This window comes from Dactylosporangium sp. NPDC049525 (assembly GCF_040676755.1).
Classification (GTDB): Bacteria; Actinomycetota; Actinomycetes; order Mycobacteriales; family Micromonosporaceae; genus Dactylosporangium.
Genome location: NZ_JBFAPO010000013.1, coordinates 92,341 through 117,363, shown reverse-complemented (window position 1 = coordinate 117,363; position 25,023 = coordinate 92,341). Strand labels below are relative to the sequence as shown.

At 71.3% G+C, this 25,023-nt stretch carries 33 protein-coding genes and 2 pseudogenes; 29 read left to right on the top strand and 6 right to left on the bottom strand.

Features of this window, described 5'->3' with window-relative positions:
- The 15 genes from AB0K00_RS20850 (at position 1) to AB0K00_RS20780 (ending at position 12,743) form a co-directional block, all read left to right on the top strand.
- On the top strand, positions 1-2,292 hold the full coding sequence (locus tag AB0K00_RS20850; RefSeq protein WP_363522979.1) for a [protein-PII] uridylyltransferase: 2,292 nt from the start codon (positions 1-3) through the stop codon (positions 2,290-2,292).
- Positions 2,293-2,339: 47 nt separating this feature from the next.
- Positions 2,340-3,872 carry a signal recognition particle protein gene (gene ffh, locus AB0K00_RS20845; protein WP_363522977.1) on the top strand — a complete coding sequence of 511 codons (1,533 nt, stop codon included), beginning with the start codon at positions 2,340-2,342 and terminating at the stop codon, positions 3,870-3,872.
- Positions 3,856-4,959, top strand: a complete 1,104-nt coding sequence (locus AB0K00_RS20840; protein WP_363522975.1) for an amidohydrolase family protein — start codon at positions 3,856-3,858, stop codon at positions 4,957-4,959. Before ffh ends, AB0K00_RS20840 begins: the two co-directional genes overlap by 17 nt.
- Positions 4,956-5,606 carry a DUF402 domain-containing protein gene (locus tag AB0K00_RS20835; protein ID WP_363522973.1) on the top strand — a complete coding sequence of 217 codons (651 nt, stop codon included), beginning with the start codon at positions 4,956-4,958 and terminating at the stop codon, positions 5,604-5,606. Before AB0K00_RS20840 ends, AB0K00_RS20835 begins: the two co-directional genes overlap by 4 nt.
- Before the next feature lie 29 nt (positions 5,607-5,635).
- Positions 5,636-6,262: a DUF402 domain-containing protein gene (locus AB0K00_RS20830; protein ID WP_363523139.1), complete on the top strand. Its 627-nt coding sequence runs from the start codon at positions 5,636-5,638 to the stop codon at positions 6,260-6,262.
- Positions 6,263-6,419: 157 nt separating this feature from the next.
- Complete coding sequence (gene rpsP / locus AB0K00_RS20825; protein WP_363522971.1) at positions 6,420-6,899, top strand: 30S ribosomal protein S16; 480 nt, start codon at positions 6,420-6,422, stop codon at positions 6,897-6,899.
- Entirely contained in the window at positions 6,874-7,131 is a 258-nt protein-coding gene (locus AB0K00_RS20820) for an RNA-binding protein (RefSeq protein WP_033357826.1), read from the top strand. Before rpsP ends, AB0K00_RS20820 begins: the two co-directional genes overlap by 26 nt.
- 3 nt (positions 7,132-7,134) lie before the next feature.
- Complete coding sequence (gene rimM / locus AB0K00_RS20815; RefSeq protein WP_363522970.1) at positions 7,135-7,686, top strand: ribosome maturation factor RimM; 552 nt, start codon at positions 7,135-7,137, stop codon at positions 7,684-7,686.
- A complete protein-coding gene (gene trmD / locus AB0K00_RS20810; RefSeq protein ID WP_363522968.1) occupies positions 7,683-8,399 on the top strand; it encodes a tRNA (guanosine(37)-N1)-methyltransferase TrmD in 717 nt (238 codons plus the stop codon). The genes rimM and trmD overlap by 4 nt, the downstream gene beginning before the upstream one ends.
- A gap of 97 nt (positions 8,400-8,496) precedes the next feature.
- Positions 8,497-8,853: a 50S ribosomal protein L19 gene (gene rplS / locus AB0K00_RS20805; protein ID WP_363522966.1), complete on the top strand. Its 357-nt coding sequence runs from the start codon at positions 8,497-8,499 to the stop codon at positions 8,851-8,853.
- Positions 8,854-9,614: 761 nt separating this feature from the next.
- Positions 9,615-10,538, top strand: a complete 924-nt coding sequence (lepB, locus tag AB0K00_RS20800; RefSeq protein WP_363523137.1) for a signal peptidase I — start codon at positions 9,615-9,617, stop codon at positions 10,536-10,538.
- A 21-nt stretch (positions 10,539-10,559) separates the two neighbouring features.
- Entirely contained in the window at positions 10,560-11,201 is a 642-nt protein-coding gene (gene lepB / locus AB0K00_RS20795) for a signal peptidase I (RefSeq protein WP_363522964.1), read from the top strand.
- Positions 11,202-11,220: 19 nt separating this feature from the next.
- On the top strand, positions 11,221-11,679 hold the full coding sequence (locus AB0K00_RS20790) for an NUDIX domain-containing protein (RefSeq protein WP_363522962.1): 459 nt from the start codon (positions 11,221-11,223) through the stop codon (positions 11,677-11,679).
- Positions 11,680-12,426 carry a ribonuclease HII gene (locus tag AB0K00_RS20785; protein ID WP_363522961.1) on the top strand — a complete coding sequence of 249 codons (747 nt, stop codon included), beginning with the start codon at positions 11,680-11,682 and terminating at the stop codon, positions 12,424-12,426. It begins immediately after the preceding gene.
- Positions 12,423-12,743 (top strand): DUF2469 domain-containing protein, encoded by a 321-nt coding sequence (locus tag AB0K00_RS20780; RefSeq protein WP_033357832.1) that lies wholly within the window; start codon positions 12,423-12,425, stop codon positions 12,741-12,743. Before AB0K00_RS20785 ends, AB0K00_RS20780 begins: the two co-directional genes overlap by 4 nt.
- A gap of 28 nt (positions 12,744-12,771) precedes the next feature.
- Here the strand turns inward: AB0K00_RS20780 and AB0K00_RS20775 are convergent, their stop codons facing one another.
- A complete protein-coding gene (locus AB0K00_RS20775) occupies positions 12,772-12,954 on the bottom strand; it encodes a hypothetical protein (RefSeq protein ID WP_363522960.1) in 183 nt (60 codons plus the stop codon).
- Between the two features lie 104 nt (positions 12,955-13,058).
- On the opposite strand from AB0K00_RS20775, the gene AB0K00_RS20770 reads away from it, so the two are divergent.
- Positions 13,059-13,616, top strand: a complete 558-nt coding sequence (locus tag AB0K00_RS20770; RefSeq protein WP_363523135.1) for a M23 family metallopeptidase — start codon at positions 13,059-13,061, stop codon at positions 13,614-13,616.
- A 5-nt stretch (positions 13,617-13,621) separates the two neighbouring features.
- On the opposite strand, the gene AB0K00_RS20765 is transcribed toward AB0K00_RS20770, so the two are convergent.
- The 4 genes from AB0K00_RS20765 to AB0K00_RS20750 all read right to left on the bottom strand — a co-directional run bounded on the left by AB0K00_RS20765 (position 13,622) and on the right by AB0K00_RS20750 (position 16,416).
- Positions 13,622-14,782, bottom strand: a complete 1,161-nt coding sequence (locus AB0K00_RS20765) for an aminotransferase class V-fold PLP-dependent enzyme (protein ID WP_363522959.1) — start codon at positions 14,780-14,782, stop codon at positions 13,622-13,624.
- Between the two features lie 48 nt (positions 14,783-14,830).
- Positions 14,831-15,718: a tyrosine recombinase XerC gene (locus AB0K00_RS20760; protein ID WP_363523133.1), complete on the bottom strand. Its 888-nt coding sequence runs from the start codon at positions 15,716-15,718 to the stop codon at positions 14,831-14,833.
- 74 nt (positions 15,719-15,792) lie between these two features.
- The gene (locus AB0K00_RS20755; RefSeq protein WP_363522957.1) at positions 15,793-16,140 is read right to left on the bottom strand and encodes a hypothetical protein; all 348 of its coding nucleotides are present in this window, start codon (positions 16,138-16,140) and stop codon (positions 15,793-15,795) included.
- A 3-nt stretch (positions 16,141-16,143) separates the two neighbouring features.
- Positions 16,144-16,416 carry an ACT domain-containing protein gene (locus AB0K00_RS20750; RefSeq protein WP_363522955.1) on the bottom strand — a complete coding sequence of 91 codons (273 nt, stop codon included), beginning with the start codon at positions 16,414-16,416 and terminating at the stop codon, positions 16,144-16,146.
- A 29-nt stretch (positions 16,417-16,445) separates the two neighbouring features.
- Here AB0K00_RS20750 and AB0K00_RS20745 point away from each other — a divergent pair.
- The 13 genes and pseudogenes from AB0K00_RS20745 to AB0K00_RS20685 form a co-directional block, all read left to right on the top strand.
- Positions 16,446-16,814 (top strand): annotated as a pseudogene (locus tag AB0K00_RS20745) (helix-turn-helix domain-containing protein); the annotation flags it as partial.
- Positions 16,815-16,907: 93 nt separating this feature from the next.
- Entirely contained in the window at positions 16,908-17,432 is a 525-nt protein-coding gene (locus AB0K00_RS20740) for a GNAT family N-acetyltransferase (protein ID WP_363523131.1), read from the top strand.
- Positions 17,433-17,544: 112 nt separating this feature from the next.
- Positions 17,545-17,904 (top strand): YraN family protein, encoded by a 360-nt coding sequence (locus AB0K00_RS20735; RefSeq protein ID WP_363522954.1) that lies wholly within the window; start codon positions 17,545-17,547, stop codon positions 17,902-17,904.
- A pseudogene (locus AB0K00_RS20730) lies at positions 17,904-18,155 on the top strand (magnesium chelatase domain-containing protein); the annotation flags it as partial. The gene AB0K00_RS20735 and the pseudogene AB0K00_RS20730, both read left to right, overlap by 1 nt.
- Positions 18,156-18,186: 31 nt before the next feature.
- Positions 18,187-19,602 (top strand): recombinase family protein, encoded by a 1,416-nt coding sequence (locus AB0K00_RS20725; RefSeq protein ID WP_363522952.1) that lies wholly within the window; start codon positions 18,187-18,189, stop codon positions 19,600-19,602.
- 343 nt (positions 19,603-19,945) lie between these two features.
- On the top strand, positions 19,946-20,164 hold the full coding sequence (locus AB0K00_RS20720; protein ID WP_363522950.1) for a hypothetical protein: 219 nt from the start codon (positions 19,946-19,948) through the stop codon (positions 20,162-20,164).
- On the top strand, positions 20,161-20,364 hold the full coding sequence (locus tag AB0K00_RS20715) for a hypothetical protein (protein ID WP_363522949.1): 204 nt from the start codon (positions 20,161-20,163) through the stop codon (positions 20,362-20,364). Before AB0K00_RS20720 ends, AB0K00_RS20715 begins: the two co-directional genes overlap by 4 nt.
- A gap of 43 nt (positions 20,365-20,407) precedes the next feature.
- Positions 20,408-22,039, top strand: coding sequence for a hypothetical protein (locus AB0K00_RS20710; protein WP_363522947.1), 1,632 nt, complete (start codon positions 20,408-20,410; stop codon positions 22,037-22,039).
- A gap of 158 nt (positions 22,040-22,197) precedes the next feature.
- Entirely contained in the window at positions 22,198-22,833 is a 636-nt protein-coding gene (locus AB0K00_RS20705; protein WP_363522945.1) for a hypothetical protein, read from the top strand.
- Positions 22,830-23,351: a helix-turn-helix domain-containing protein gene (locus AB0K00_RS20700; protein ID WP_363522944.1), complete on the top strand. Its 522-nt coding sequence runs from the start codon at positions 22,830-22,832 to the stop codon at positions 23,349-23,351. Before AB0K00_RS20705 ends, AB0K00_RS20700 begins: the two co-directional genes overlap by 4 nt.
- Positions 23,348-23,728, top strand: a complete 381-nt coding sequence (locus tag AB0K00_RS20695) for a hypothetical protein (protein WP_363522942.1) — start codon at positions 23,348-23,350, stop codon at positions 23,726-23,728. Before AB0K00_RS20700 ends, AB0K00_RS20695 begins: the two co-directional genes overlap by 4 nt.
- Entirely contained in the window at positions 23,725-24,429 is a 705-nt protein-coding gene (locus tag AB0K00_RS20690) for a hypothetical protein (protein ID WP_363522940.1), read from the top strand. The genes AB0K00_RS20695 and AB0K00_RS20690 overlap by 4 nt, the downstream gene beginning before the upstream one ends.
- A gap of 90 nt (positions 24,430-24,519) precedes the next feature.
- The gene (locus tag AB0K00_RS20685; RefSeq protein ID WP_363522938.1) at positions 24,520-24,774 is read left to right on the top strand and encodes a hypothetical protein; all 255 of its coding nucleotides are present in this window, start codon (positions 24,520-24,522) and stop codon (positions 24,772-24,774) included.
- Here the strand turns inward: AB0K00_RS20685 and AB0K00_RS20680 are convergent.
- Positions 24,753-24,950, bottom strand: coding sequence for a hypothetical protein (locus tag AB0K00_RS20680; protein WP_363522936.1), 198 nt, complete (start codon positions 24,948-24,950; stop codon positions 24,753-24,755). The genes AB0K00_RS20685 and AB0K00_RS20680 overlap by 22 nt on opposite strands.
- Between the last annotated feature and the right edge of the window lie 73 nt (positions 24,951-25,023).

Genomic DNA, 25,023 nt, shown 5'->3' with positions numbered 1-25,023 from the left:
ATGACGCAACCGTCGGCGCCCGTTCCGGTCCTTTCCACCGGGGCGGGCGCCGTCGCGCGTGCCGGGCGTTCCGCGGTGCTGGACGCCTGGCTGGCCGCCGTCTACACGTCGACGGGCGGACCCGCGACCGGGGTGGCGCTCGTCGCGGTGGGTGGGCTCGGGCGGCGCGAGTGCGCCCCACGCAGCGACCTCGACCTGGTGCTGCTGCACGACGCCGAGGATCCGGCCGCCGCTTCCGGCGATTCGGCTTCCGGGGATCCGGCTTCCGCTTCGGCTGAGGCGCTCGGCACCCGGATCTGGTATCAGATCTGGGACGCGAAATTCGCCCTCGACCATTCCACCCGCACCCCCGAGCAGGCCCTGGCGCTGGCCCGGGAGGACCTCAAGGTCGCCCTCGGCCTGCTCGACGCGCGGCTGATCGCCGGCGACGCCGCCCTGCTGGCCCGCCTGCACACCGACGCCGTCGCGCAGTGGCGCCGCGAGGCCAGGCACCTGCTGCCCACGCTGCGGACGCTCACCCAGGCCCGCTGGGACTCCCACGGCGAGCTGGCGTTCCTGCTCGAGGGCGACGTCAAGGAGTCCCGCGGCGGCCTGCGCGACGTGGGCGTGCTGCGCGGCATCGGCTTCGCCGGCGTCGCCGACGGCCCCCGCCCGGCGGTCCGCGGCGCCCACCGGACCCTGCTCGACGTCCGCGACGCGCTGCACGCCGTGCGCGGTCGCCGGGTCGACCGGCTCCTCGCCCAGGACCGCGATGAGGTCGCCGAGCTGCTCGACCTCGGCGACCGCGACGAGGTGCTGCGGCGCATCGCCGAGGCGGCCCGCACCATCGCGTATGCCAGCGACGACGCCTGGCGCGCGGTGGAGCGCTGGTCCGCCCCCGGCATGCGCGGCCACGCCGAGCGCAAACCCCTGGCCCGCGACGTCGTCGAGCAGCACGGCGAGGTGGTCCTCGCCCGGGCGGCGGTGACCCCGCGGCCCGACCCGACCCTGCCGCTGCGCGTCGCCGCCGCGGCGGCCCGCGCCGAGCTGCCGATCGCGCACGCGACCCTGGAGTGGCTCGGCGGGTTCGCCGCGCCGATGCCCCAGCCGTGGCCGGCGCCGGCGCGGGACGCCCTGCTCACGCTGCTCGGCAGCGGACCGTCGATGATCTCGATCTGGGAGGCCTGCGACCGGTACGGGCTGGTCGTGAACTGGCTGCCGGAGTGGGCCCGGGTCCGCAGCCTGCCGCAGCACAGCCCGGTGCACCTGTTCACCGTGGACCGGCACCTGGTCGAGACGGCCCGGCACGCGGCGAAGCTGTCCCGCGACGTCGACCGCCCGGACCTGCTGGTGCTCTGCGGGCTGCTGCACGACGTCGGCAAGGGGCTGCCCGGCGACCACAGCACCGTCGGCGCGCCGATCGCCGCCGACATCGCCTCCCGGCTCGGGCTGCCTCCCGGCGACGTCGCGCAGGTCGAGAAGGTCGTCCGGCTGCACCTGCTGCTGCCGGACACGGCGACCCGCCGCGACCTCAGCGACCCGCAGACCATCGGCACCGTCGCCGCCGCCGTCGGTGACGCCTCGACCCTCGCGGTGCTGCACGCGCTCGCCCGCGCCGACGCCGCCGCCACCGGGCCCGGCGCCTGGTCGGACTGGAAGGGCCGGCTCATCGCCGAGCTGGTCCGGCACGTCGAGCGGGCCCTGGACACCGGTGTCGTCGCCCCGCCGCCGTCGCCGGCCGCGGCGCTGCCCTCACCGGACAAGCTGCCGGCGGTGCGCATCGACACCGACACCGTGTCGGTGACCGCCGAGGACCGGCGCGGGCTGCTCGCGGCGGTGGCCGGCTGCCTGTCGCTGCACCGGCTCGACGTGGTGACCGCCGACACGATCAGCGCCGGTGGCCTGGCCCGGATGGTCTGCGCGGTCCAGCCACGATACGGCGGGGAGGTCGACAAGGAGGCGGTCGCCAGCGACCTGCGCCGCGCCGTGCTCGGCGAGCTGCCCGTCGCCGAGCGGCTCGCCGCCCGCGAGCGTTCCGCCAGGCACCGCAGCGTGGTCCCGCCGCGGGTGGTGTGGCAGCCGGCCAGCGCCGCGACCGCCGCCACCGTCCTGGAGCTGCGCGCCTCCGACACCCCCGGCCTGCTCTTCCGGGTGGCGCAGGCCCTGGAGGACGTGGGCGCGGACGTGCGTTCCGCACGCATCTCGACGCTCGGCGGCGAGGTCGTCGACGCCTTCTACCTGGCCGGTGAGCTCTCCGCCGACGACCGCGCCCGGGTGCAGGACGCTGTACTGCAGGCGGCAGCGCCCGCCTAGCTTCGGTTACCCTTTGCTGCAGCGCCTACATCGAGGACGGATTCGTCGTGTTTGACACCCTGAGTGACCGGCTCTCCGGCATCTTCTCGAAGCTGAAGAGCAAGGGCAGGCTCACCGACGCGGACGTCGACGCCACCGCCCGGGAGATCCGCCTCGCGCTGCTCGAGGCCGACGTGGCGCTGCCGGTGGTGAAGGACTTCATCGCCCGGCTCAAGGAGCGCGCCCGCGGCGCCGAGGTGTCCAAGGCCCTCAACCCGGCCCAGCAGGTCATCAAGATCGTGCACGAGGAGCTGGTCGCGACGCTCGGCGGCGAGGCCCGCCGGCTCCAGTTCGCCAAGACCGCGCCGACCGTGATCATGCTCGCCGGCCTCCAGGGCTCCGGCAAGACGACCCTGGCGGGCAAGCTCGCCCGCTGGCTCAAGGGCCAGGGGCACCAGCCGCTGCTCGTCGCCTGTGACCTCCAGCGCCCCAACGCCGTCAACCAGCTGCAGGTCCTCGGTGGCCGCGCCGGCGTCGAGGTCTACGCGCCGCAGCCCGGCAATGGCGTCGGCGACCCGGTCAGCGTCGCCCGCGAGTCGATCGAGCACGCCCGGCGCCAGATGCGCGACATCGTCATCGTCGACACCGCCGGCCGGCTCGGCATCGACGCCGAGATGATGCAGCAGGCCGCCGACATCCGTGACGCGGTCGACCCCGACGAGGTCATCTTCGTCATCGACGCGATGGTCGGCCAGGACGCGGTCACCACCGCCCAGGCGTTCCGCGACGGCGTCGGGATCACCGGCGTGGTGCTGTCCAAGCTCGACGGCGACGCCCGCGGTGGTGCCGCGCTCTCCGTCCGGCACGTCACCGGCCAGCCGATCATGTTCGCGTCGACCGGTGAGAAGCTCGAGGACTTCGACGTCTTCCACCCCGACCGGATGGCCTCGCGCATCCTCGGCATGGGTGACGTGCTCACCCTGATCGAGCAGGCCGAGCTGGCGTTCGAGGACGACCAGAAGGAGCGGATGGCCGCCAAGCTCATGGGCGGCGAGTCGTTCACCCTGGAGGACTTCCTCGAGCAGCTGCAGGCGGTGCGGCGGATGGGCCCGATCGCCAACGTGCTGGCGATGATGCCCGGCATGGGGCAGATGAAGGACCAGCTCGCCGAGATCGACGACAAGCATTTCGACAAGGTCACCGCGATCATCCGCTCGATGACCCCGGGCGAGCGCACCAACCCCAAGATCCTCAACGCGTCCCGCCGGGTCCGCATCGCCAACGGCTCCGGCGTCACCGTCACTGACGTCAACCAGCTGCTCAACCGCTTCGCCGACGCGCAGAAGATGATGAAGCAGATGGGCGGCATGATGGGCCTGCCCGGCGGCCGCCGCAAGGCCACCAAGTCGCCGAAGAACAAGCGCAAGGGCAGCAAGAGCGGCGGCGGCGCCCGGCAGCCCCGGCTCGGCGGCGGCATGCCGCAGCTGCCGGCGGGGTTCGACCCGGCGTCCATGGACCCCAACGCGGCGGGTCTGCCGGCCGGGTTCAAGCTGCCGAAGCTCGACTTCTCGAAGCTGCAGAAGCGTGACAAGGACGCCTGACGCGCTGCACGTCCGGGGCGTGCTGCTCCCGGACGACGCGACCACCGACCTCTGGCTGGTCGGCGACCGGGTGACGCTGTCGCCCGTGCCGGGCGCGGTCACCGTCGCCGACGGCGGGTTCGTGCTGCCCGGGCTGGTCGACGCGCACTGCCACCTGGGCATCGCGCCCGGCGGCCACCCGTCGGCCGGGGTCGACGCGGCCCGGGACCTGGCCATGATCGACCGGGACGCGGGCGTCCTGGCGATCCGCGACGCGGGCTCGCCCATCGCCTATCCGATGCTCGACGACGACCCGGAAATGCCCCGGCTGGCCAGGGCGGGCCGGCACGTCGCGCCGCCCAAGCGCTACCTGCGCGACATCGGCGTCGAGGTCGGCGCCGCCGCGCTCGCCGAGGAGATCACCCGGCAGGCCGGGCTCGGCAACGGCTGGGTCAAGCTCGTCGGCGACTGGATCGACCGGGGCGTCGGCGACCTCGCGCCCGCCTGGGACCTGGAGGCGATGGCCGGCGCGGTCGCCGCGGCCCACGCCGCCGGCGCCAGGGTCGCGGTGCACACCTTCGCCGAGGAGTCCGTGGCCGCGCTCGTGCGCGCCGGCGTCGACTCCGTCGAGCACGGCACCGGCCTGTCCGACGACGACATCGCCGTGATGGCCGGCCGCGGCACCGCGCTGGTCCCGACGATGATCAACATCGCCACGTTCGGCGGGATCGCGGCCGCCGCCGCCGACAAGTTCCCCGGCTATGCCCGGCACGTGCTGGCGCTGCGCGACCGGTTCCCGTCGGTGGTGCGGCACGCGCACGAGGCCGGGGTCGCGATCTACGTCGGCAGCGACGCCGGCGGCGGCATCGAGCACGGCCTCGCCGCCCAGGAGATGCTGCTGCTGCACCGCGAGGCGGGCATGCCGGCGCTGGACGTGCTGCGGGCCGGCTCGTGGGGGGCCAGGGAGTGGCTCGGCTTCCCCGGGCTGGTCGAAGGTGGCCTCGCCGACCTGGTCGTGTATGACGGCGACCCGCGGCTCGACCTGACCGAGCTGCTCCGCCCGAAGCGGATCATCCTCAAAGGCCGGGTCCTGAAGGGCGCGGTGTGACGCTGAGCTCCGGACGGGCGGTCCTGCACCGGCACTTCGCCCGTGACACGCTCGTCTGGGCGCCCCTGACCCGGGTCGTGGCCGACGACGAGCTCGGCCTGCGCCTCTGGATGGCGACCGGCAGCCCCCTCATCCGCGAGGTCACCGTCGACGGCCGAGGGCCCCGTGAAATGCCGTTCGCGGAATGGGTACAGACGCCGAAAAAGGTCATCCAAGACGTCTATCGCGGGCCGAGCACCCTGAAATTCAACCCGCGCGGCGCGGCGTATTCGGTGTGGTGGCTGTTCGACCCGGCCGGCCGCTTCCGCGCGTGGTACGTCAACCTTGAGGAGCCGTCGGTCACCTGGGACGACGGTGCCGTGGCCGGCGTCGACCTGACCGACCAGGACCTGGACATCTGGGTCTGGCCGGACCGGCGCTGGGACTGGAAGGACGAGGACGAGCTCAACGAGCGCCTCGCCTTTCCCGAGCACTACTGGGTCGGCGACGCCGAGGCGGTGTGGGAGCAGGGACGGCGGGTCGTGCCGGCGATCGAGGCCGGCGCGTGGCCGTTCGACGGCACCTGGACCGACTTCCGGCCGCCGGCCGACTGGAGCGTCCCGCCGCCCGTCACCGAGGGCTGGGACCGACCGAGGGAGCGTCGTTGAGCGTCCGGTTTGTGCCTGGGCAGGTCGTCATGCACCGCAACGTGCGGCGCGGCAGGCTCGGCTGGGTCCGCCCGGCCAGGGTGGTCTCCGACGACGAGCGTGGGCTGCTGCTGTGGGTCGCGCGGGGCACGCCGGTCGTCAACGAGGTCTCCGGCGACGGCTTCGGCATGCGCACGATGCCGTTCGCGGAGTTCGTGACCCGTGGCACGGCGCTGCAGCACGGCACCTGGAACGGGCCTGGAGTGCTCAAGCTGCACCGGCCCGGCGACCCGTCGCACTCGGTGTGGTGGTTCCACGACGACGCGGGGTGCTTCACCAACTGGTACGTCAACCTGGAGCAGCCCGCGATCCGCTGGAGCGACGAGACGGGCACCTCCGGCGTCGACGTCACCGACTGGGACCTCGACATCGTGGTGGCCCCGGACCGGTCATGGCACTGGAAGGACGAGGAGGAGTTCCTGGAGCGCCTCGCGCTGCCGGAGCACTACTGGGTGCCGGACGAGGCGTTCGTCCGCGCCGAGGGCGAGCGGGTCGTGAAGGAGATCGAGGCGGGTGTGTTCCCGTTCGACGGCACCTGGACGGATTTCACCCCGCCCGCCGACTGGACGCTGCCTGGTCTCGAGCCGGGCTGGGACCGCGGTTTTTGCGCTGGGTAGTGGGTCTGGCACAATGGACTGCTGGTATCAGGTTTCGCGTCGAGCCCTCTAACCCGGCGTCGGGTCCTTTCCATCAGAGCAGAGCCGAAGGCGCCAATCCCCACGGTGTCCGGACGTTCGCTCGGCTTCCACACAGATCCAGGAGCGAGCAAACAAAGTGGCCGTCAAGATCCGGCTCCTGCGGATGGGCAAGATCCGCAACCCGCAGTACCGCATCGTCGTCGCCGACTCGCGCACCAAGCGTGACGGTCGGGCGATCGAATTCGTCGGGCTCTACCACCCGAAGGAGGAGCCCTCGCGCATCGAGGTCAACTCCGAGCGCGTGCAGCACTGGCTCTCGGTCGGCGCGCAGCCGAGCGACGCCGTGCGGGCGATCCTCTCCAAGACCGGTGACTGGCAGCAGTTCAAGGGCCTGCCCGCACCGGCTGAGCCACTGAAGGTCAAGGCCGTCGCGCCTGACCGCCGTGCCACCTACGAGGCCGAGGCGCAGGCCGCCGCCGGTCTCGTCGAGGCGCCGAAGGCGAAGAAGGCCGCCGAGCCGAAGAAGAAGGCAGAGGCTCCGGCTGAGGCTCCGGCCGAGGCTCCGGCCGCGCAGGCTGAGGAGCAGACCGGTGCCGGCGCCGGCGCGGAGGCCTGACGTGCTGCGCCCCGCGTTGGAGCACCTGGTCAAGGGCATCGTCGACAATCCTGACGATGTCCGCGTCCGCATGGTCGACTCCCGCCGCGGTCAGCGCCTCGAGGTCCGCGTCAACCCGGAGGATCTCGGCACGGTGATCGGTCGCGGTGGTCGCACCGCGAAGGCACTGCGCCAGGTGATCACGTCGATCGGTGGTCGCGGCGTCCGCGTCGAGATCGTCGACGCGTACTGATCCATGCTCCTCGTCGTCGGTCAGATTTTTCGTGCGCACGGCGTCCACGGCGAGGTCGTGGTCGACATCCGCACCGATGATCCGGCAGATCGTTTCGCCGTCGGGTCGGTCCTGGTGACCGACTCGACGGCGGTCCGGCATCTGCAGAAAGTGCCGGAAGGCGCCTGGCGCCCGCCGGTAACCGTCACGGTCGAGTCGGTCCGTCCCCACCAGGGCAAGCTGCTCATCGTGTTCGAGGGCATCTACGACCGCAACCTCGCCGAGGACATGCGGGGCGTCCTGCTGTGCGTCGACAGCGCCACCATCCCGGCCCCGACGGATCCTGACGAGTGGAACGATCACGATCTCGTCGGGCTCGCCATCGTCGACGTGACCGGGGAGAAGCTCGGCGAGCTGCTGCGCGTCGACCACGCGCCCGCGCACGACCTGCTGGTCGTCCGGCTCACCGACGGCCGCACCGGCCTGGTGCCGTTCGTCCGCGAGATCGTCCCCGAGGTCGACGTGCCCGGCGGGCGGATCGTCATCGCGCCGCCGGAAGGCCTCTTCGACCTATGAGGGTCGACGTCGTCACGATCTTCCCGGACTATCTCGCGCCGCTAGGCCTGTCGCTGATCGGCAAGGCCCGCGGCACCGGGATCCTGGACCTTGCGGTGCACGACCTGCGCCGCTGGACCCACGACGTGCACCGCACCGTCGACGACACGCCCTATGGCGGCGGTCCGGGCATGGTCATGCGGCCCGAGCCGTGGGGGCAGGCCCTGGACGAGCTGGCTTCGTCCGACACCCACCTGATCGTGCCGTCGCCCGCGGGCACGCCCTTCACCCAGGCCGTGGCGCGGGACCTTGCCTCGGACCCGCACCTGTTGTTCGCCTGCGGGCGGTATGAGGGGATCGACCAGCGGGTCATCGACCACGCGGCGACCCGGATGCGGGTGAGCGAGGTCTCGCTCGGCGACTACGTGCTCTTCGGCGGCGAGGTCGCCGTGCTGGTCGTGCTGGAGGCGGTCACCCGGCTGCTGCCCGGGGTGCTGGGCAACGCCGACTCGCTGGTCGAGGAGTCGCACGCGAACGGGCTGCTGGAAGCACCGATGTACACCAAACCGCCGACCTGGCGAGGGCTGGACGTGCCGGACGTGCTGCGCTCCGGCGACCACGGAAAGATCGCCCGCTGGCGCCGGGACGAGGGGCTGCGGCGCACCGTGCTGCGGCGTCCCGATCTGCTCGAAGGGGGCGGATTTCAGGTTCCGGGCGTCGATGTGGCAAAGTAGTGGGGTTGCTGCGGGCTGATGCCTGCGCACCCCATGATCATCTGACATTCGCGCGCCATGGATTCGGGCGTGCCTTGAGTGACGAGGAACTGCCGCGATGAACACGCTGGACGCGCTCGACGCACAGTCGCAGCGGACCGATATCCCGAGCTTCCGTGCCGGTGACACCGTCAAGGTGCACGCACGGGTCGTCGAGGGCAACCGGTCCCGGGTCCAGGTCTTCCAGGGCGTCGTGATCCGTCGCCAGGGTGACGGCCTGCGGGAGACCTTCTCGGTCCGGAAGGTGAGCTTCGGCGTCGGCGTCGAGCGCACCTACCCGGTCAACAGCCCCGCGGTCGACCGCATCGAGATCGTCACCCGCGGTGACGTGCGCCGGGCCAAGCTCTACTACCTGCGCGACCTCCGGGGCAAGAAGGCCAAGATCAAGGAGAAGCGCGAGACCAAGGTCGGCTGAGCCGCCTGCTGAACGACTTCGAGGAGGGCCCGTGGACGGGTCCTCCTCGAAGTCGTTCACGTGAAAACTCGCTTTCCGGTCAACCGGTGCCGGGCTCCCCAAAGTGGTCTTGTGCCTCTAGGCTGACGCCGATGGCAAGCGACTACGGCCGCGATGGTTACGACGATCGCGGCGATGACATACACCCACGGCGCCGCCCCCTCGATCAGGAGGGCGGGGAGCGTGGGCATCCTGGCTTCGGTGGCAACGCCTACCCGGACCACGACTACTGGGGACAGCCGGCAGACGGCGGCGGGCGGCGCGAGGACCAGCCCACGTTCGACGCCTGGGGCCGCGGCGACGCCCGTGCGGCCCATCGTGGCGACGAGCGTGGCGACCAGCCCGTCCCGCCCGGGCGGGACGACGACCGGGGCGACTGGAACCGGCCCAGCCGATCCTGGGACGACCCGTATGGCGACCGCGGCCGCGAGCCCGCCCGGGGCCGCTGGGACCGCGACGAGCCGCCGGTCGTGCGCGACCGCGCGTTCGACGACCGGGGCTATGACGCCCGTGGCTACGACGCCAGGGGCTATGACACGCGCGGCTACAACAGCCGCGGCTATGACGACCGGGGTTACGACGACCAGGGCTACAACGCCCAGGGATACGACGACCGCGGTTACAACGCCCAGGGTTATGACGACCGTGGCTATGACGCCAGGGGTTATGACGACCGCGGCGGCTATGACGACCGCCGCTCCGGTGAGCGCGGCCCGGCGTCCTTGCGCGGCTACGACCGTGGCCGGGGCGCGTCGACCAGGCCCCGCGGCGGCTATGACGAGGACAGCTCCGTCACCTCGTGGCGCAGCAAGGTCCGCAAGAAGCGCAAGAACATGCCGCTGTGGCAGGAGCTGCCGCTGCTGCTGATCGTCGCGTTCTGCCTGGCGGTGCTCATCCGCACGTTCCTGGTGCAGGCGTTCTTCATCCCGTCCGGCTCGATGGAGGAGACCCTCCTCGTCGGCGACAGGGTGCTGGTCAACAAGGTGCTGTATGACATCCGCGAGCCCATGCGCGGTGAGGTAGTCGTGTTCGAGGGCCCGGCCAACTGGGCGCCGGAGAACCAGGTCGACAAGGACGCCGGCTTCTTCGCCGAGCTCGGCCGGACCGTCGGCGACCTCGTGGGCTTCAGCCAGCCCGGCGAGAAGGACTTCATCAAGCGGGTCATCGGCCTGCCGGGCGACACCGTCTCCTGCTGCGACGTGCAGGGCCGGGTCTTCGTCAACGGCTATCCACTGGACGAGTCGGCGTACATCTACGAGGACTCGCCCCTGGACGCCACGCCCAACCCGAAGCAGTGCACCGCGCGCCGCTTCGGCCCGATCAAGGTCGAGCCGGGGCAGATGTTCGTGATGGGCGACCATCGTGGCGTCTCGCAGGACTCCCGATGTCAGGGACAGGTGCCGATCGAAAACGTCATCGGCCGGGCCTTCGTGATCCTGTGGCCGAGCGGGCGGTGGGGTTGGCTGCCGGTGCCGGACACATTCAAGAACGTGCCGAAGGGCGCGGCCGGGCCGCCGGGTCCACGGGTGACAAAAGCGCCCGAATTACCTTTGGTACCCGATATGGTGCTTGCCCCACTCGCGGTTTCTCTCACGGTTTCGACCCGTTCGGCGCGTCAGCAACGGTTGAGGCGTCGCCGATGGTGACGAGCACGTACCCTTCAGGGCGTGATTGACGAGCAGACCAAGCGCCCCAACACTTTTTGGCGCGAGTTGCCAGTGCTTCTGGGCGTGGCGATCATCGTCGCCGTCGTGGTGCGGGCCTTCGTACTGCAGACGTTCTACATCCCGTCCGAGTCGATGGAGAACACCCTCCTCATCCGCGACCGTGTGCTCGTCAACAAGCTCGTCTACGACTTCCGGTCCCCGCACCGCGGGGAGGTCATCGTCTTCGAGGCGCCGGGGTCGTGGCGCAACGACCCGTCCGAGGAGGACTTCATCAAGCGGGTCATCGCCACCGGCGGCGACCACGTGGTCTGCTGCGACGACAAGCAGCGCATCACGGTCAACGGCAAGGCCCTCGACGAGGTCTACATCTACGCCGACGAGAACGGGCTGCAGGACCTCCCCAGCGAGGAGCAGTTCGACGTCACGGTGCCGGCCGGGCGGCTGTGGGTGATGGGCGACCACCGGTCGAGGTCGGGCGATTCGCGCTACAACTTCATCCGTTACAAGGACCCCGTCCAGGCGACGATCCCCGAGGACGACGTGGTCGGCAGGGCTTTCGTGGTGTTCTGGCCGTTCTCGAGAGCGAAGTGGCTGAGCGTGCCGGAGACGTTCGACAAGGTGCCGGCGCCGACCGCGAAGTAAGACGTCGTAGTCTCGTCGTATGACGCGCGACGGGGGACTCATCGACCGCCGGGCCGCGCGGGTGCTCCTGCTGGACCCCGCCGGCCGGGTGCTGATGCTGCACGGCTGGGACCCGGCGCGCCCCGAGCACACCTACTGGTTCACCGTCGGCGGCGGCCTGGAGCCCGGGGAGTCGCTCCTGGAAGCGGCGGTGCGCGAGGCGTTCGAGGAGACCGGCCTGCGGTTCGCGGCCGCCGATCTGGAAGGCCCGGTCCGCACCGACACGGTGTCGTTCCCGTTCGACGGCCAGTGGTTCTCCCAGGAGCAGGCGTTCTTCGTGGCCCGGGCCGCCGACACGCTGATCGACCTGTCCCGCCTCAACGACGTCGAGCAGGGCTGCATCGACGAGGCCCGCTGGTGGTCGGCCTCGGCGCTGGAGGCCACCGACGAGCGCTTCTACCCGCCGGACCTGCCGGAGCTCCTTCGGACGGTGGTCTGAATGCTGGCACCCCCGCGCACCGTCGTGCACCGCGCCGCCGGGCTGTGGGCCCTGGAGCGGGCGCTGCAGCGGCGCGGCTTCGAGCGGGTCGGCGGCGCCGACGAGGCCGGCCGGGGCGCCTGCGCCGGGCCGCTCGTGGTCGCCGCGGTCATCCTCCCGCAGGGCCGCCGCGGCGAGATCGACGACCTCAACGACTCAAAACTGCTCACCGCGACGACCCGCGAGCGGATCTACGACGAGGTCGTCGCCCGCGCCGCCGCCTGGTCGGTGGTGATCATCCCCCCGGGTGAGATCGACCGCCGGGGGCTGCACGTGTCCAACCTCGCCGGCATGCGCCGCGCCTTCGCCGGCCTGGCCGAGCGCCCCGACTATGCCCTCACCGACGGCTTCCGGGTCGACGGCCTCGGCACCCCCGGCCTCGCCGTGTGGAAGGGCGACCAGGTCGCCGCCTGTGTGGCGGCGGCGAGCGTCGTGGCGAAGGTCACCCGGGACCGGATCATGCGCCGGTTGCATGAATCACATCCCGAATACGGCTTCGACGAGCACAAAGGGTATTGCACGCCGGTGCATCAGGCTGCGCTCGTGGCGCACGGCCCGTGCGCCGAGCACCGTTTCTCCTACGCGAACGTGGCGGCGGTGGGGCAACGGAGGCAAAGGCGCGGTAACGTCGGCGTGGCGTCCGGCGAGGCCGCGAAGGTGCCGGCGCAAGTGGGCGACAATGTGGCTATGGAAGGCGGACCGCGATGAGCGCCGAAGATCTCGAGAAGTACGAAACCGAGATGGAGCTCCAGCTCTACCGGGAGTATCGCGACATCGTCCGCCAGTTCTCCTACGTGGTGGAGACCGAGCGCCGGTTCTACCTGGCCAACCAGGTCGACCTGCACGTGCGCAACTCCGACGGCGAGGTCTACTTCGAGGTCGAGATGCACGACGCCTGGGTCTGGGACATGTATCGTCCCGCCCGCTTCGTGAAGAACGTCCGGGTGATGACCTTCAAGGACGTCAACGTCGAGGAGCTCGAGAAGCCCGACATCTCGCTGCCCGACAACGGCTTCGGCGGCTGACACTCCGCGTGGCCGGTCCGGCGCCGTCCTACCGGCGCCGGGTCGGCCCTGTCGCCTTCGTGTAGAGGTAATACCCGCCGGCGACCACGATCAGGCCCAGGATCAGGTAGAACGCCAGCCCGAAGAGCACCTTCACCAGCCACCACGCGACCATCCCGACCAGGATGAGCCCGATGGTGGCCAGCACCACCCGCACGCCGTTGCCGTTCATGCGCCGATCTTCGCACACCCGTCCACAAGGGCCTCGTTGTCCACAGGTCCGGCGACGGGCGGTTGCCGGTGCGGGCGGGATTGGCGAAGCTTCGCCGCATGCCGATGCGTTTGTTCGCTCTTGTACTGGTGGCGCTCTCGTCCCTCATCCCCGCTGTGGCACCTGACGCTCGTGCGGCGCCGGTGGTGCTCGCCGGCGGGCCAGGTGCCTTTCGCTGGTCGCTGGACCCGCCGGTGTTGTTCGACGGTGGGTCGGGTGCCTTTCGCTGGCCGCTGGACCCGCCGGTGGCCGTCACGCGCCGGTTCGAGCCGCCGCCGGATCCGTACAAGGCCGGTCACCGCGGCGCGGACCTGCTCGGCGCTCCCGGTGCGCAGGTGCGCAGCGCCGGCACCGGGGTGGTCGCGTTCGCCGGAATGGTCGCCGGGCGGCCGGTGATGAGCGTGTCGCACCCCGGTGGCCTGCGCACGACCTACGAGCCCGTGGGCCCGTCCGTCCGGGCCGGGACCGTGGTGTCGGCCGGCACTCCGATCGGCGTGCTGCGGGCGGGACACGCCGGCTGCCCGGCGGCCGCCTGCCTGCACTGGGGACTGCGGTCCGGCGACGTGTATCTCGACCCGCTGAGCCTGCTGCACCGCGGCCGGGTCCGCCTCCTGCCGGTGTGAGCGTCCTACTGGCGCAGCAGCTTCGGCAGGCCTTCCACGAGGCGGTGGAAGTCCTCCTCGCGGTTGTACACCTGCGCCGACAGCCGCAGGTAACCCCGGCCGCGCCAGGAGTTGAGCCCGACCTCGGTGGTGAGCTCGTCGGAGATCCTGCGGCGCAGGGCGGTCGCCGCCGCCGGATCGGCCGCCGCGCCGGGCGGCAGCGGCACGACGGTCATCGGCAGGCCCGTCCTGGCCGGCACGGTCACATGCAGGGCCTCGGCGAGCAGGGCCTGGCCGTGCTCGGCGAGCGCCACGTTGTGCCGGCGGACCGCGTCCACGCCGAGGGACCGCAGCACGAACAGGCCGGCGGGCGCGGCGAGCCAGGGCGTGTAGTCGTGCGCGCCGACCCACTCCACGCTGTCGGGGAAGCCGGCGGGTTGGCTCCAGGACACCACCAGCGGCCGGATCCGCTCGCGCCAGCGGGCCGCCACCGACAGCAGGGCCGTGCCGCGGGGCGCGTAGGCCCACTTGTGGAAGTTGCCGACCCAGAAGTCGGCGCCGACGCCGGCCACCGAGTCCGGCAGGATGCCGGGCGCGTGCGCCGCGTCGACCAGGATCGCGACCCGCTCGCTGGCCCGGCCGCGGACCGCCTCGACGATCCGGTGGACCGGCAGCACCCGCGCGGTCGGCGAGGTGACGTGGTCGACGATCAGCAGCCGGGTCCTGCCGGTCACGGCGTCCAGGACGGCGCCGACCACGGCGTCGTCGTCGGGCGCGAGCGGCACCCGGGCCACCCGCCGGCTCGCGCCGGTCCGGCGGCAGAGCGCGTCCACGGCGAGGTCGACCGCGCCGTACCCGTGATCGGTGGTGACGATCTCGTCGCCGGAGCCGAGGTCGAGACCGGCCAGGACCGTGGCCACGCCGGTGGTGGCGTTGTCCACCAGGGCGGTGTTGTCGGGGTCGGCGCCGACGAACGCGGCGAGGTGCCGCCGCACGTGCGCGATGCGCTCCTCCAGCCCGACGCTGAAGAACCTCGGCGGGTTGGCCTCCATCTCGTCCCGGAGCCGCTGCTGGGCCCGCTGCACCGAGATCGGCACCATGCCGAACGAGCCGTGGTTGAGCTGCGCGACCGCTGCGTCGTTGGAGAACAGCAGCCGCGCGCCGGGAATCGGCTCCGGAGCGGACATATCAACGATCTTAATGTCCTGTGTGGCCGCGCCGGGGTGGCTTTCGGGTCAGGCGCGGGGGTGGGCCTGTTCGTATGCGGCGCGGAGCCGCTCGATCGAGACATGGGTGTAGATCTGCGTGCTGGCCAGCGAGGCGTGTCCCAGCAGCTCCTGCACCGAGCGCAGGTCGGCGCCGCCTTCGAGCAGGTGGGTCGCGGCGGAGTGGCGCAGGTCGTGGGGGGAGGTGTGCGGCAGGCCGGCGGCCCGGGCGTGGCCGTCGACGAGGCGGCGGGCGGCGGTGGGCTGCAGGCGGCCGCCCCGGGCGCCGAGCAGCAGGGCGTCGCCGCTGGCGGGGACGGCGAGGGCCGGCCGGCCGTGCCGCAGCCACTCGGTGAGCGCCTGCTCGGCGGGCAGCCCGTAAGGCACCGCGCGCTCCTTGTCGCCCTTGCCGATGACGCGCACGACGCGGCGCATCCGGTCGACGTCGCTGATGTCGAGGCCGCACAGCTCGCTGACGCGGATGCCGGTCGCGTAGAGCAGCTCCAGCGCCAGCCGGTCACGCAGGCCGACGGCGTCGACCCGGCCGGCGGGCGCCGTCACGAGGGTCTCCGCCTGGTCGGCGCGCAGCACGGTCGGCAGGTCGCGGTGCGCCTTGGGGCTGCGGAGGCGCTGGCCCGGGTCGGTGGCGAGGAGGCCCTCGCGGTGCGCCCAGGCGGTGAAGGTCCTCGCCGCCGCGGCGTGCCGGGCCAGGCTGGTGCGGGCGGCGCCGGCGGCCCGGCGGCGGGCGAGCCAGCTGCGCAGCACGGCGAGCGTCAGGTCGCCGGGCGCGGTCGTGCCGGTGCGGGCGGCGTGGTCGAGCAGGGAGACGACATCGCCGACATATGCCCGGACGGTGTGCTCGGAGCTGTTGCGCTCCGCGGCGAGATGCCGGGCGAAGTCGTCGACCGCTCCCCGCATCGCATCCGGCAGTGCCTCGTGGGCGGCCTTGGCGCTGTTCGCTTCCGGCTTCGCTTTCGGCTTCGCTTCCGGCTTCACTTTCGGCGCAGCTGGTCTTCGAGGAACCGCTCGATGAGACCGCGGACCACCGCCGCCATCGTGAACCCGTGCTCGGCGCACCAGGCGCGCAGCTCGGCGTGGCGCTCCGCGGGCAGGCGGAACGTGACGAGCTGGCTCTCCTCGCCGGCCGGCAGCGCCCCGCCGAGGGCGCTGTGCGCGCTGGTGAGCGCACCGGCGCGCAGCTCCACGGCGGCGGCGAGCAGGCTGCCGCTGCTGGCCTGGGAAGGCGCGCCGCGGTCGAGGAGCCAGGCGGTGATTTCCTGACGGGTGGTGGTGGGGAGCGTCTCGAGCAGCTCCACGAGCTTGTCGGCCGGAGCGGTCATGTCCTACACGATAGCGCCCGCTATCTCGCTGGGGGTATCGATGGGGAACATTTCGAGCACCCGGACACCTTGGATCTCCTCGAGCAGGCCGGGCAGCGACCGGTCGATCACGACGCCGGGGACACTGACCGTGAACTCGTCGGTCGCCACCGTGCCGTCCCGGCTCAGCACCCGCATCTGCCGGATGTCGACGCCGAGGCGGCCGAGCAGCGTGGTGACCTGACCGAGGGAGCCGGGGCGGTCGGGCAGTTGCACGATCACATGACGTAACGACATGGGCCCAAGCCTGACGACGCAGCGTTTCCATGCAGTTACGACGCCACGTCGGTGGGCTTTCGATGAATTCGTTGACCACGTCTACCGAATCGTTGACTATGTCAAGTATGACTATCGCGGCGGTACGGGAGTTTAACCGCTACTACACGAACCTGATCGGGGTCCTGCGGGCCGGACTGCACGACTCGGCGTATTCGCTGGCCGAGGTGCGGGTGCTCTACGAGCTGGCGGTCGACCGTGCGCACGACACCGCGGAGCTGCGGCGGTTGCTGGACATCGACGCCGGGTACCTGAGCCGGATCCTGGGGCGGCTGGAGGCCGACGGGCTCGTCGCGCGGTCGCGCTCGGCGGCGGACGCGCGCCGCCGCCGGATCGAGCTGACGCCGGCCGGGCGGGAGGCGTTCGCGGCGCTGGACGCGCGCTCAGAGGAGCAGATCGCCGGGCTGCTCGCCGCCGTCGGCGAGGTCGACCGGCGACGCCTGGTCGGCGCGATGGACACGATCCGGTCCGTGTTCGAGGGTGTCCTGCCCGCCCGCACCGTCGTCCTGCGGGCGCTGCTCCCCGGCGACCTCGGCTGGGTCGTGCAGCGCCACGGCGCGCTCTACTCCGCGGAGTACGGCCTCGACGCCACCTTCGAGGCGATGGTCGCCCGGATCGCGGCCGACTACGCGACCTCCCACGACCCGCGGACCGAGGCCGGGTGGATCGCCGAGGTCGACGGCGCACCGGTCGGCTCGATCTTCTGCGTGCGCGCCGCCGACGGCGTGGCCAAGCTCAGGCTGCTGTTCGTCGAGCCGTCGGCGCGGGGGATGGGCGTCGGTGGCGCCCTGGTGGACGAGTGCGTGCGGTTCGCCCGGCGGGCCGGCTACCGGGAGATGGTCCTGTACACCCAGGACGTGCTGACCGCCGCCCGCCGCATCTACCAGCGGGCCGGGTTCGTGCTCGACAGTGCCACCCCGGCGTCGGTGTACGGCGTCGACGTCGTCGAGGAGCAGTGGCGGCTCCCGCTCGTCTGACCTGGGTCGTCGCCGGTTCTGGTGCCGGGCGGTTGTCCACAAGCGGCCCGTTGTCCACAGGTTCGCCGCTCGCGCCGGCCGCCGATCCGCGAACCGCGGCAGGCTTCCCGGCATGACGAACACCAACCAGATCGTGGGCCGATATGGCGAGCGCCTGGCCGGGCGGCACCTCCTCGCTCGCGGCCTCGTCCTGCTCGACCGCAACTGGCGCTGCCCGTCCGGCGAGCTCGACGTGGTCGCCCGGGAAGGCCCGGTGCTGGTGTTCATCGAGGTGAAGACCCGCCGCGGCGCCAAGTTCGGGGCGCCGGCGGAGGCGGTCGGCGCGCAGAAGGCCCGCCGCCTGCGCAGGCTCGCCGGCCTGTGGCTGGCCACACACGGCGGCGCAGACCGGCGGCAGGTCCGCTTCGACGTGGTGAGCGTCCTGCTCGGCGGCGACACCGTCGCCGTGGAGCACCTGCGCGGGGTGTTCTGATGGGCTACGCGAAGATCCGCTCCGTCGCCCTGCAAGGTGTCGTCGGGCAGGTGATCGTCGTCGAGGCCGACGTCGCCCCCGGGCTGCCGAGCCTCGTGGTGTCCGGGCTGCCCGACGCCGCGCTCACCGAGGCCCGCGACCGCATCCGGGCCGCGGTGCACAACTCCGGAGCCACCTGGCCGCAGCAGCGCATCACCGTCAACCTGCTGCCCGCGCACGTGCGCAAGCACGGGTCCGGGTTCGACACAGCGAAAGTCAAGTAAGACCGTGTATAACTTGCCTGTGAGCAAACGAGCAGCGGCGATCTACTGCCGGATTTCGAAGGACCGGATCGGCGCGAGTCTGGGCGTCGACCGGCAGGAGGCCGACTGCCGCGAACTCGCCGCCGCCCTCGGATGGTCCATCGTCATCATCTACCGCGACAACGACTTGAGCGCCTACTCCGGCAAGCCGCGGCCCGGCTACCTGGCGCTACTCGACCAGATCCGCAGAGGCCAAGTCGATGCGGTCATCGCATGGCACACCGACCGGCTGCACCGCTCCCCGGTTGAGCTGGAGGAGTACATCGCAGCCTGCGACCGCCGCGACGTACCGACCCACACTGTCAAGGCCGGGCCGCTCGACCTGTCTTCTCCGAGCGGGCGGATGGTTGCCCGCAGTCTCGGCGTATTTGCCAGATACGAGGTGGAACACATGATTGAACGCCAGCAGCGAGCCAAGCTCCAAGCAGCCACTGAAGGCCGATGGAAAGGCGGCCGACGCCCGTATGGATACGACGACGACGGCGTGACCGTCCGACCGGCTGAGGCGGCCGAGGTGCTACGCGCCAGCGAGGCTGTGCTCACCGGAACCAGCCTCCGCAGCATCGCCGCCGACATGAACAAACGCGGCTTGGTCACGTCTACCGGCGGAGCGTGGCGACAGGACAGCGTGAGGCGGGTGCTGATGCGGGCCAGAAACGCTGGGCTCATGGACCATCGGGGCGAGGTGATCGGCCGAGCGAATTGGCCTGCGATCGTGCCGGAGGATGTGTGGCGCGGTGTGGTTGCCGTGCTCGGAGACCCGTCGCGACGGACCCAGGTCGGCAGCGTGCTCCGCTGGATGGGTACCGGCCTGTACCGGTGCTATTGCGGTGCACTCGTGCGTTCCACCAGCACGGCCCGGACCGCATCCCGGAAGCCGCTGCGGCCGGTGTACGCGTGCATCGAAGGTAAGCACACCGTCCGTACCGCGGAGGAGGTTGACCGCCTGGTCTCCGACGTCATCATCGCCCGGCTGGAACGCCCTGACGCGGCCGACCTGCTGGCGCAAGACACCAGTGTTGACACGGCCGCGCTCCACGTTCAGGGCCAGGCGCTGCGTGCCCGCCTCGACGAGCTGGCGTCGCTCTACGCGGCTGGCACCATCACCGGGTCGCAGTTGCAGATCGGTACCGCGTCCGTCCGGCGGCAGCTCGACGGCGTCGACGCGCAGATCGCCGAGGCGTCGCGCGGCTCGGTGCTGACCGGCGTAGTAGGGGCGACGGACGTAGCCGCAACCTGGAACGCGCTGCACCTCGACCGGAAGCGGGCGATCATCAGCCGGCTGATGACGGTCACGTTGTTGCTCACCGGCAAGGGGCGGCCGGCCGGGTGGCGGCCGGGGGAGTCGTACTTCAACCCCGAGTCGGTCCAAATCACCTGGAAGGAGCCGCATTGAGCAGCGTCGAGTGAACCCCATCACACCACTGGCCCGATTGGCGGCATTTGCCCTGGTCCGACGCTCAGCGTTGTCGGAAGCGCCGATAGGTTCGGTCTCAGTAGACCCAAGATCGGGCGACAGGGTCATCTCCGTGCTTTGAGTCGAGTTGGCGCTCTTCTCAAGGCAGTACTCGGGGCTGACCCTGCCGCCACTCCCATTAACTCGATCGACCGGTAAGCGGATCGAGCCAGCGAGGCAGAGTCACAGGTGACACGCCCCCTCGCAGGCTAGCACGCGGTATCGCCCGTGATACGGCAGTGAGATCCGCCCGCCGGTCGAACAACCGGAGGGCCAGCCCGCCATGCACAAACGAACGACCGCCGAGGCGGCCGCGAAAGCCCGCGCCGCCTTCGCCGCCAGTTTCCCCAACGAAGCGGCCCGCAGCGCCTTCTACAGGGACATCGCGGCCCGCAGCGTGGCCGCACGTCGCGAGCGTGAGAACAGCCGTAACGCCGAGATCAAGCAGCTCCGCCAGGCGCTGGAGACCTTGACCGGCAAGACCTTCGGGATCGGCGCATGACCCGCAGCGCGTACATCGCCGCTGTGGTCGCCGCCGCGCCGCCGCTCGGCGCCGAACAGCGGGCCACGCTCCACGCTCTGCTCAGTGCCCCTAGAAACAGCGAAGCCGGGGTCGCCACCCCGGCCATCGCCCGCATCCCTTTTAAGGACACCACCGATGCGCACGCTACCACGCGCCAGCGCCTCGCCCCGGCCGCGTAAGGCGGCGGCCGGGGACACCGGCCAGCCCCAGGACCCCGTCCGCGTGGGCCGCTTCACGTGGGAACGGCTGATGATGGTCTCCTCGCTGCCGTTTCCCACGCGGTCGATCCTGTTGACGCTGGCAATCTTCATGGACGGCGACGACGGAGGCGACGCCCGGCCGGGCCTCGACAACCTTGTCCAGGTGTCCCGGGGGCGCTCGGTTGTGATCGAACACCTGAACGCCGCCGTCGCGGCCGGCTACTTGATCGTCGTCGAGCGTGGCGGCTGGCGCCGCACGCCGGGGGGGCCGGGGGTGGGTCGCGCTACGGAGTATGCCGCCTCGGTGCCCGCCGCGGTCTACGCCAACAGGGAGGCGATCCTCGGGTCTAAGCCGTGGCGCCGCGAGAGGGACGCTCCACTGACGTCCAAGCAGCCGGACCTTGGCCACAACGACGAACATCGGACTAGCCGGACCTTGGACACACGAATGTCCGAGCAGCCGGACGTTCGTCAGCACGACGAAGGTCCGAGTAGCCGGACGTTCGTCAGTTACGAAGGTCCGGTTTTGGGAGACGAAGGTCCGGTTTTGGGTCACGAACGTCCGGCCACCCGGACCCCATCAAACACTTCCACCAAACACCCTCATCATCCTCAGGCAGCGCCGTCGAAGAGGTCAGCGTTCGCTGGGCTCGGCGCGACCGAGGAGGAGGAGAAGATCATCATCGAGAAGGTAAAAACCGAGCACAACCCGAAGGCCCTCGCCCCCTACCTGGCGAAGCTCTACGAAACCGGCGACCTCGCCGACATGATCGACCAGCACCGCGTCGAACAGGCCAAGGCAGCCGCCAATGCCTACACCGGCCCCACCCACCCCTTCGAACCAGACCACAACGGGATCACCTGCGCCCGCCCTGGCTGCCTCCGGCCAGAGAAGAACCGAGTCCACCGCGTCCCCAACGGCACCGCAGCACCCACGCCGCCAGTACCCGCCGTGAAGGCCAGCCCTCGGCAGCGCTCCGACGACGACACCCCGGAGCTGTCCGAGGCCGAACGCAAGGCCGCATGGGAGGAAGGCCAGCGGCAGTGGAGGGAGGAGAAGGCAGTGACGGAAGCGCAGGAAGCCGAGGCGTGGACGGCACAGGCGGCGCAGAAGGCACGTACGCCCGGCCCGCGTCCGGTTCCGCCCCCGGCCGTGCCGGTCACCCCCACAAGCGGCACCGAGGGGGAGGTGGCAGTCAACACGACTGCCGCCGCCAACACCCGCATCGCCCCGGTCACGCCGAGGGCACCCGCCGAGGCCAGCCCTCGACAGCACGCCAACGACGAAACCCGTGATACGCCGAAGACCGACGAGCGCCCCACCTCTCGAGACCTCGACGCGGTGATCGGCGACCTGGAGGCCGCCAAGGCGGTCAACCACGCGCCGGACCGCAAACCGGCCGGGCAGGCGTCCTCTCGGACATACACGGAGGCGGATTGGCAGCGCGCACGAGGCCGCGCGGCCGAATTCGTCATCGCGGAGACCAGCGCAAGCAAGAGCGAAGCCAAAGCCGCCGTTCGACGCATCGAGGACGAAGGGAACTTCGACCGCCCCTACAGGTTGGGCATGCGGGTGCACGAGCTCGCCGAGAACGGTGAGCTGCACGCCTGGCTCAACCCGCGTTCGGCGCGAGCAGCAAAAGCGAGCGCATGACCACCACCCCCTACCGATGACGACCATTCGGACGACCGGAGGAACGTGCACGCGCGTCTCCGGTCGTCCGGGCCGCAGGCTGGCAGGTCGGCCAGGGGTCTCAGTGGGTGACCCCCAAAGACTTGTGAATCCCCCCACCACCCAGCAAAGGAGCGCACATGACCCACGACCGCCCCGCCGTCACCGTCGGCGCCGTGACCGGCGGGTTCGCCGTCCCCGACCCGCACGACCCCGACACCATGACGTACTGGTGGTGCGACGTCGGAGTCATGACCCCGTATCCGTTCGGCACCCGCTGGGCACCGCTGCCACCCCGGTTCGGCGCGGCGAGCAGAGATGAACGTCGGGAGTTGCGCAACGACTGGTACTCCGAGGTGTACTGGCCGTGGAAGGTCCAGGTCGCCGACACGATCCTCGCCGACCTGGCCAGCGCAAGAGCCCGCTTCGCCGCCGCCTACCCGACTGTCACGCTGGTCAAGCCGCCCACGGTTGCGCGACGCAGCGCGGCGGAGCGGGCAGCCGCCGACCGGCGCGCGGAGGCGCTGTGGGCCGCGGTGCACGCCGGGAGCGGCCAGTCGGTGCGCGCGGTGGCGCGGGAGTTGGACTGCTCCTGGGCGACTGCGAGGAGCCGTGTCACGGCGGGCTCGGTGGCGTGGGCTGCCGACCCGGCGGCGGCGCGGCAACTGCTGATCGACCGGTACACGCCGGTTGCTGGCCGAGTGGACGTGCCGCAGCTGATCGACCGGCTGCTCGCCGGTGCCGGGCTGATGCCGGTTGGCGGTGACATGGCATGACGAGTCGCGCAATCGGGCTGGGCAACGGTCCATCGCTGGACCGGCTGGCTCTGGCAGGCGGCGAACGAGACCAGCGCTGGGCGGGTATGGTCCCGGCGCTGGGTCGGCCGCAGCTGGTTGCCCCGGTCGGTGGGTTCGCGGCGTTCGTGTTTGCGCTCGTGCTCGACGAGCACATGCCGACCCGGCTGACGAGGCTGGCCGATCGGGTCGAGCGTGGCCAGCTGCACCAGAGCCGCATCGGTGAGGTTCGTGAGATGTGGGCGAACGTGCGGGCCGCCGCCGAGGACTGGAAGCAGAATCAGGCCGCTTCCGCCGGCGGAAGCAGGGAAGCCCGGCCTGCGGAAATGCGTCCAGACTTGACTCAGGAGATCGACACGGCCACGGCCGCCCGCCTGCTGCACGTCACGGAGTCTCGTGTTCGTCAGCTAGTCCGGTCCGGTGAGGTCGCCGCCAGGAAGGTTGGCGGCGTGTGGCTGGTCAGTCGGTCTGAGATCGAGATGCGGAGGACCGCAGCATGAGCACTTTTGACGCGATGGTCGAGACGTTCAGGACCGTCCACGGGCTGAGCCCCGAGGCGGCCTGCCGGGCTGCCGTCGGCCGAGACCGGAACGAGGCCGAGGCACGCGCCAACTGGGACCGGTACGACCGGCTGCAGGAGGCCGAGAGCGCCGCAACGGCTGCGATCCTCGCTTCGGCAGGGCATGCATCTGACCTGGCGCCCGAGACTGTTGCTGTCATGGAGGCGGCGCGCAGGAGCCTCGGAATGAACATCACCGAGGCCCGCACCTACGCCGCCAACCTGCGCGACCGCGAGACCCGCCGCGCCGGCAGCGAGCACGCGAAGCGTTTCCAGCAGGAGTTCGCTGGGGCGCTCACCCCGAAGGTTGCGGCATGACGACGGCGACCGGCACCCGGTGGGCGCTCAAGCAGGTTCCGCCTCCGCCGACGCCCGAGGAGGCCGCCGAGGCGCTCGCTTCGGCAGAGGCCGCGCTGGACCGGTGGATCGCCGACAGCGACGAGCGCAACCGGGCGGCTGAGGCTGCAGCCGCCGAGCTGGCGGAAGCCGAAGCCGTTGCCGGCGACGCCGCCTACGAGACCCCCGACGACCTGGACCAGCTCGGCGAGGATCTGATCCGCCGTCGGGCGCAGGTCGAGATCAGCCACCGTGCTGTCACGGCCGCCCGGGCGCGTGTCGACGCGGCCCGCCGCGAGGTACTGACCGCCCGGGCCGTTGACGTCCGCACCCGCGCAAACCGGCTCCGTGCGGTCGCTGCTGCCCGGCAGGCCCGTACCGACCAGCTGATCGCCGAGGTCGACGCGTTCGAGCAGACGCGTTTCACGGTGGCGTCGTACGGCCTTCTGGTGGGCTCGCCGCCACCGCCGCCGATGCCGTTGACGTCGCGGATGCTCCGCCGCGCTGAGTGGCTCGACGGCCAGGCCGACGAGCTCGTGCGTTCTGCCGAGGCCGCTGACCCGGAGCGGCTCGCCGCGGCTGTGGCCCGGCCACCGTTGCAGGCCGACAGTTTGGAGGACCAGGCGTTCGGCTTCGACTTCGACGCCGCACGGCCAGTGGAGCCTGCGGCATCGGTCGCCTGATACCGCGCCCGGCGCGCCTCTGGGGTTCCTCCTTGCCCCCGGGTGGGGCGCGCCGGGCGCACAGCCGTCATGCGTAACGCGGAGGACATCATGAGCAGCACCGAGCAACCGGCCGCAGCGAAGGAGGCCGCGGCGTGGGCCGTCGAGGCGGATGCCACGTACAGTGACGTTGTGATCACTATCGACCCGGTAGGCGCCGCCGAAGCGACCCGGATGCTGCGGGCCGTCCTCGACGAGCTGCCGCCGCAGACACCGACCGACCGGGCGACGGCGCGCCGGATTGAGGGTGCTGCGTGCGCGCTCGACGCCGCGGGTGTAGCCGGTCACGAATCGATGGGCTCGTAGTAGATCGCGAGCTCGTATTCGTCGAACGCCTTCTTGTCCCACCGGATGGCGTTGATGGTGAGCGCCCCGTCTTTGCCGGCGACCCACTTAGCAGCCGCTCGAAACGCTTCCGCTGGTGTGGTGCCCCCGATGTACGCGGCCAAGATGCCGTCGTACTCCTCAACGTCGCTGGCCATCGCGTCACTGTAGGCGACCGCTGCCGGCGTGCTGCGGTGAGCACCGCTCAGCTGGCCGGACCGCCGTGCTCGA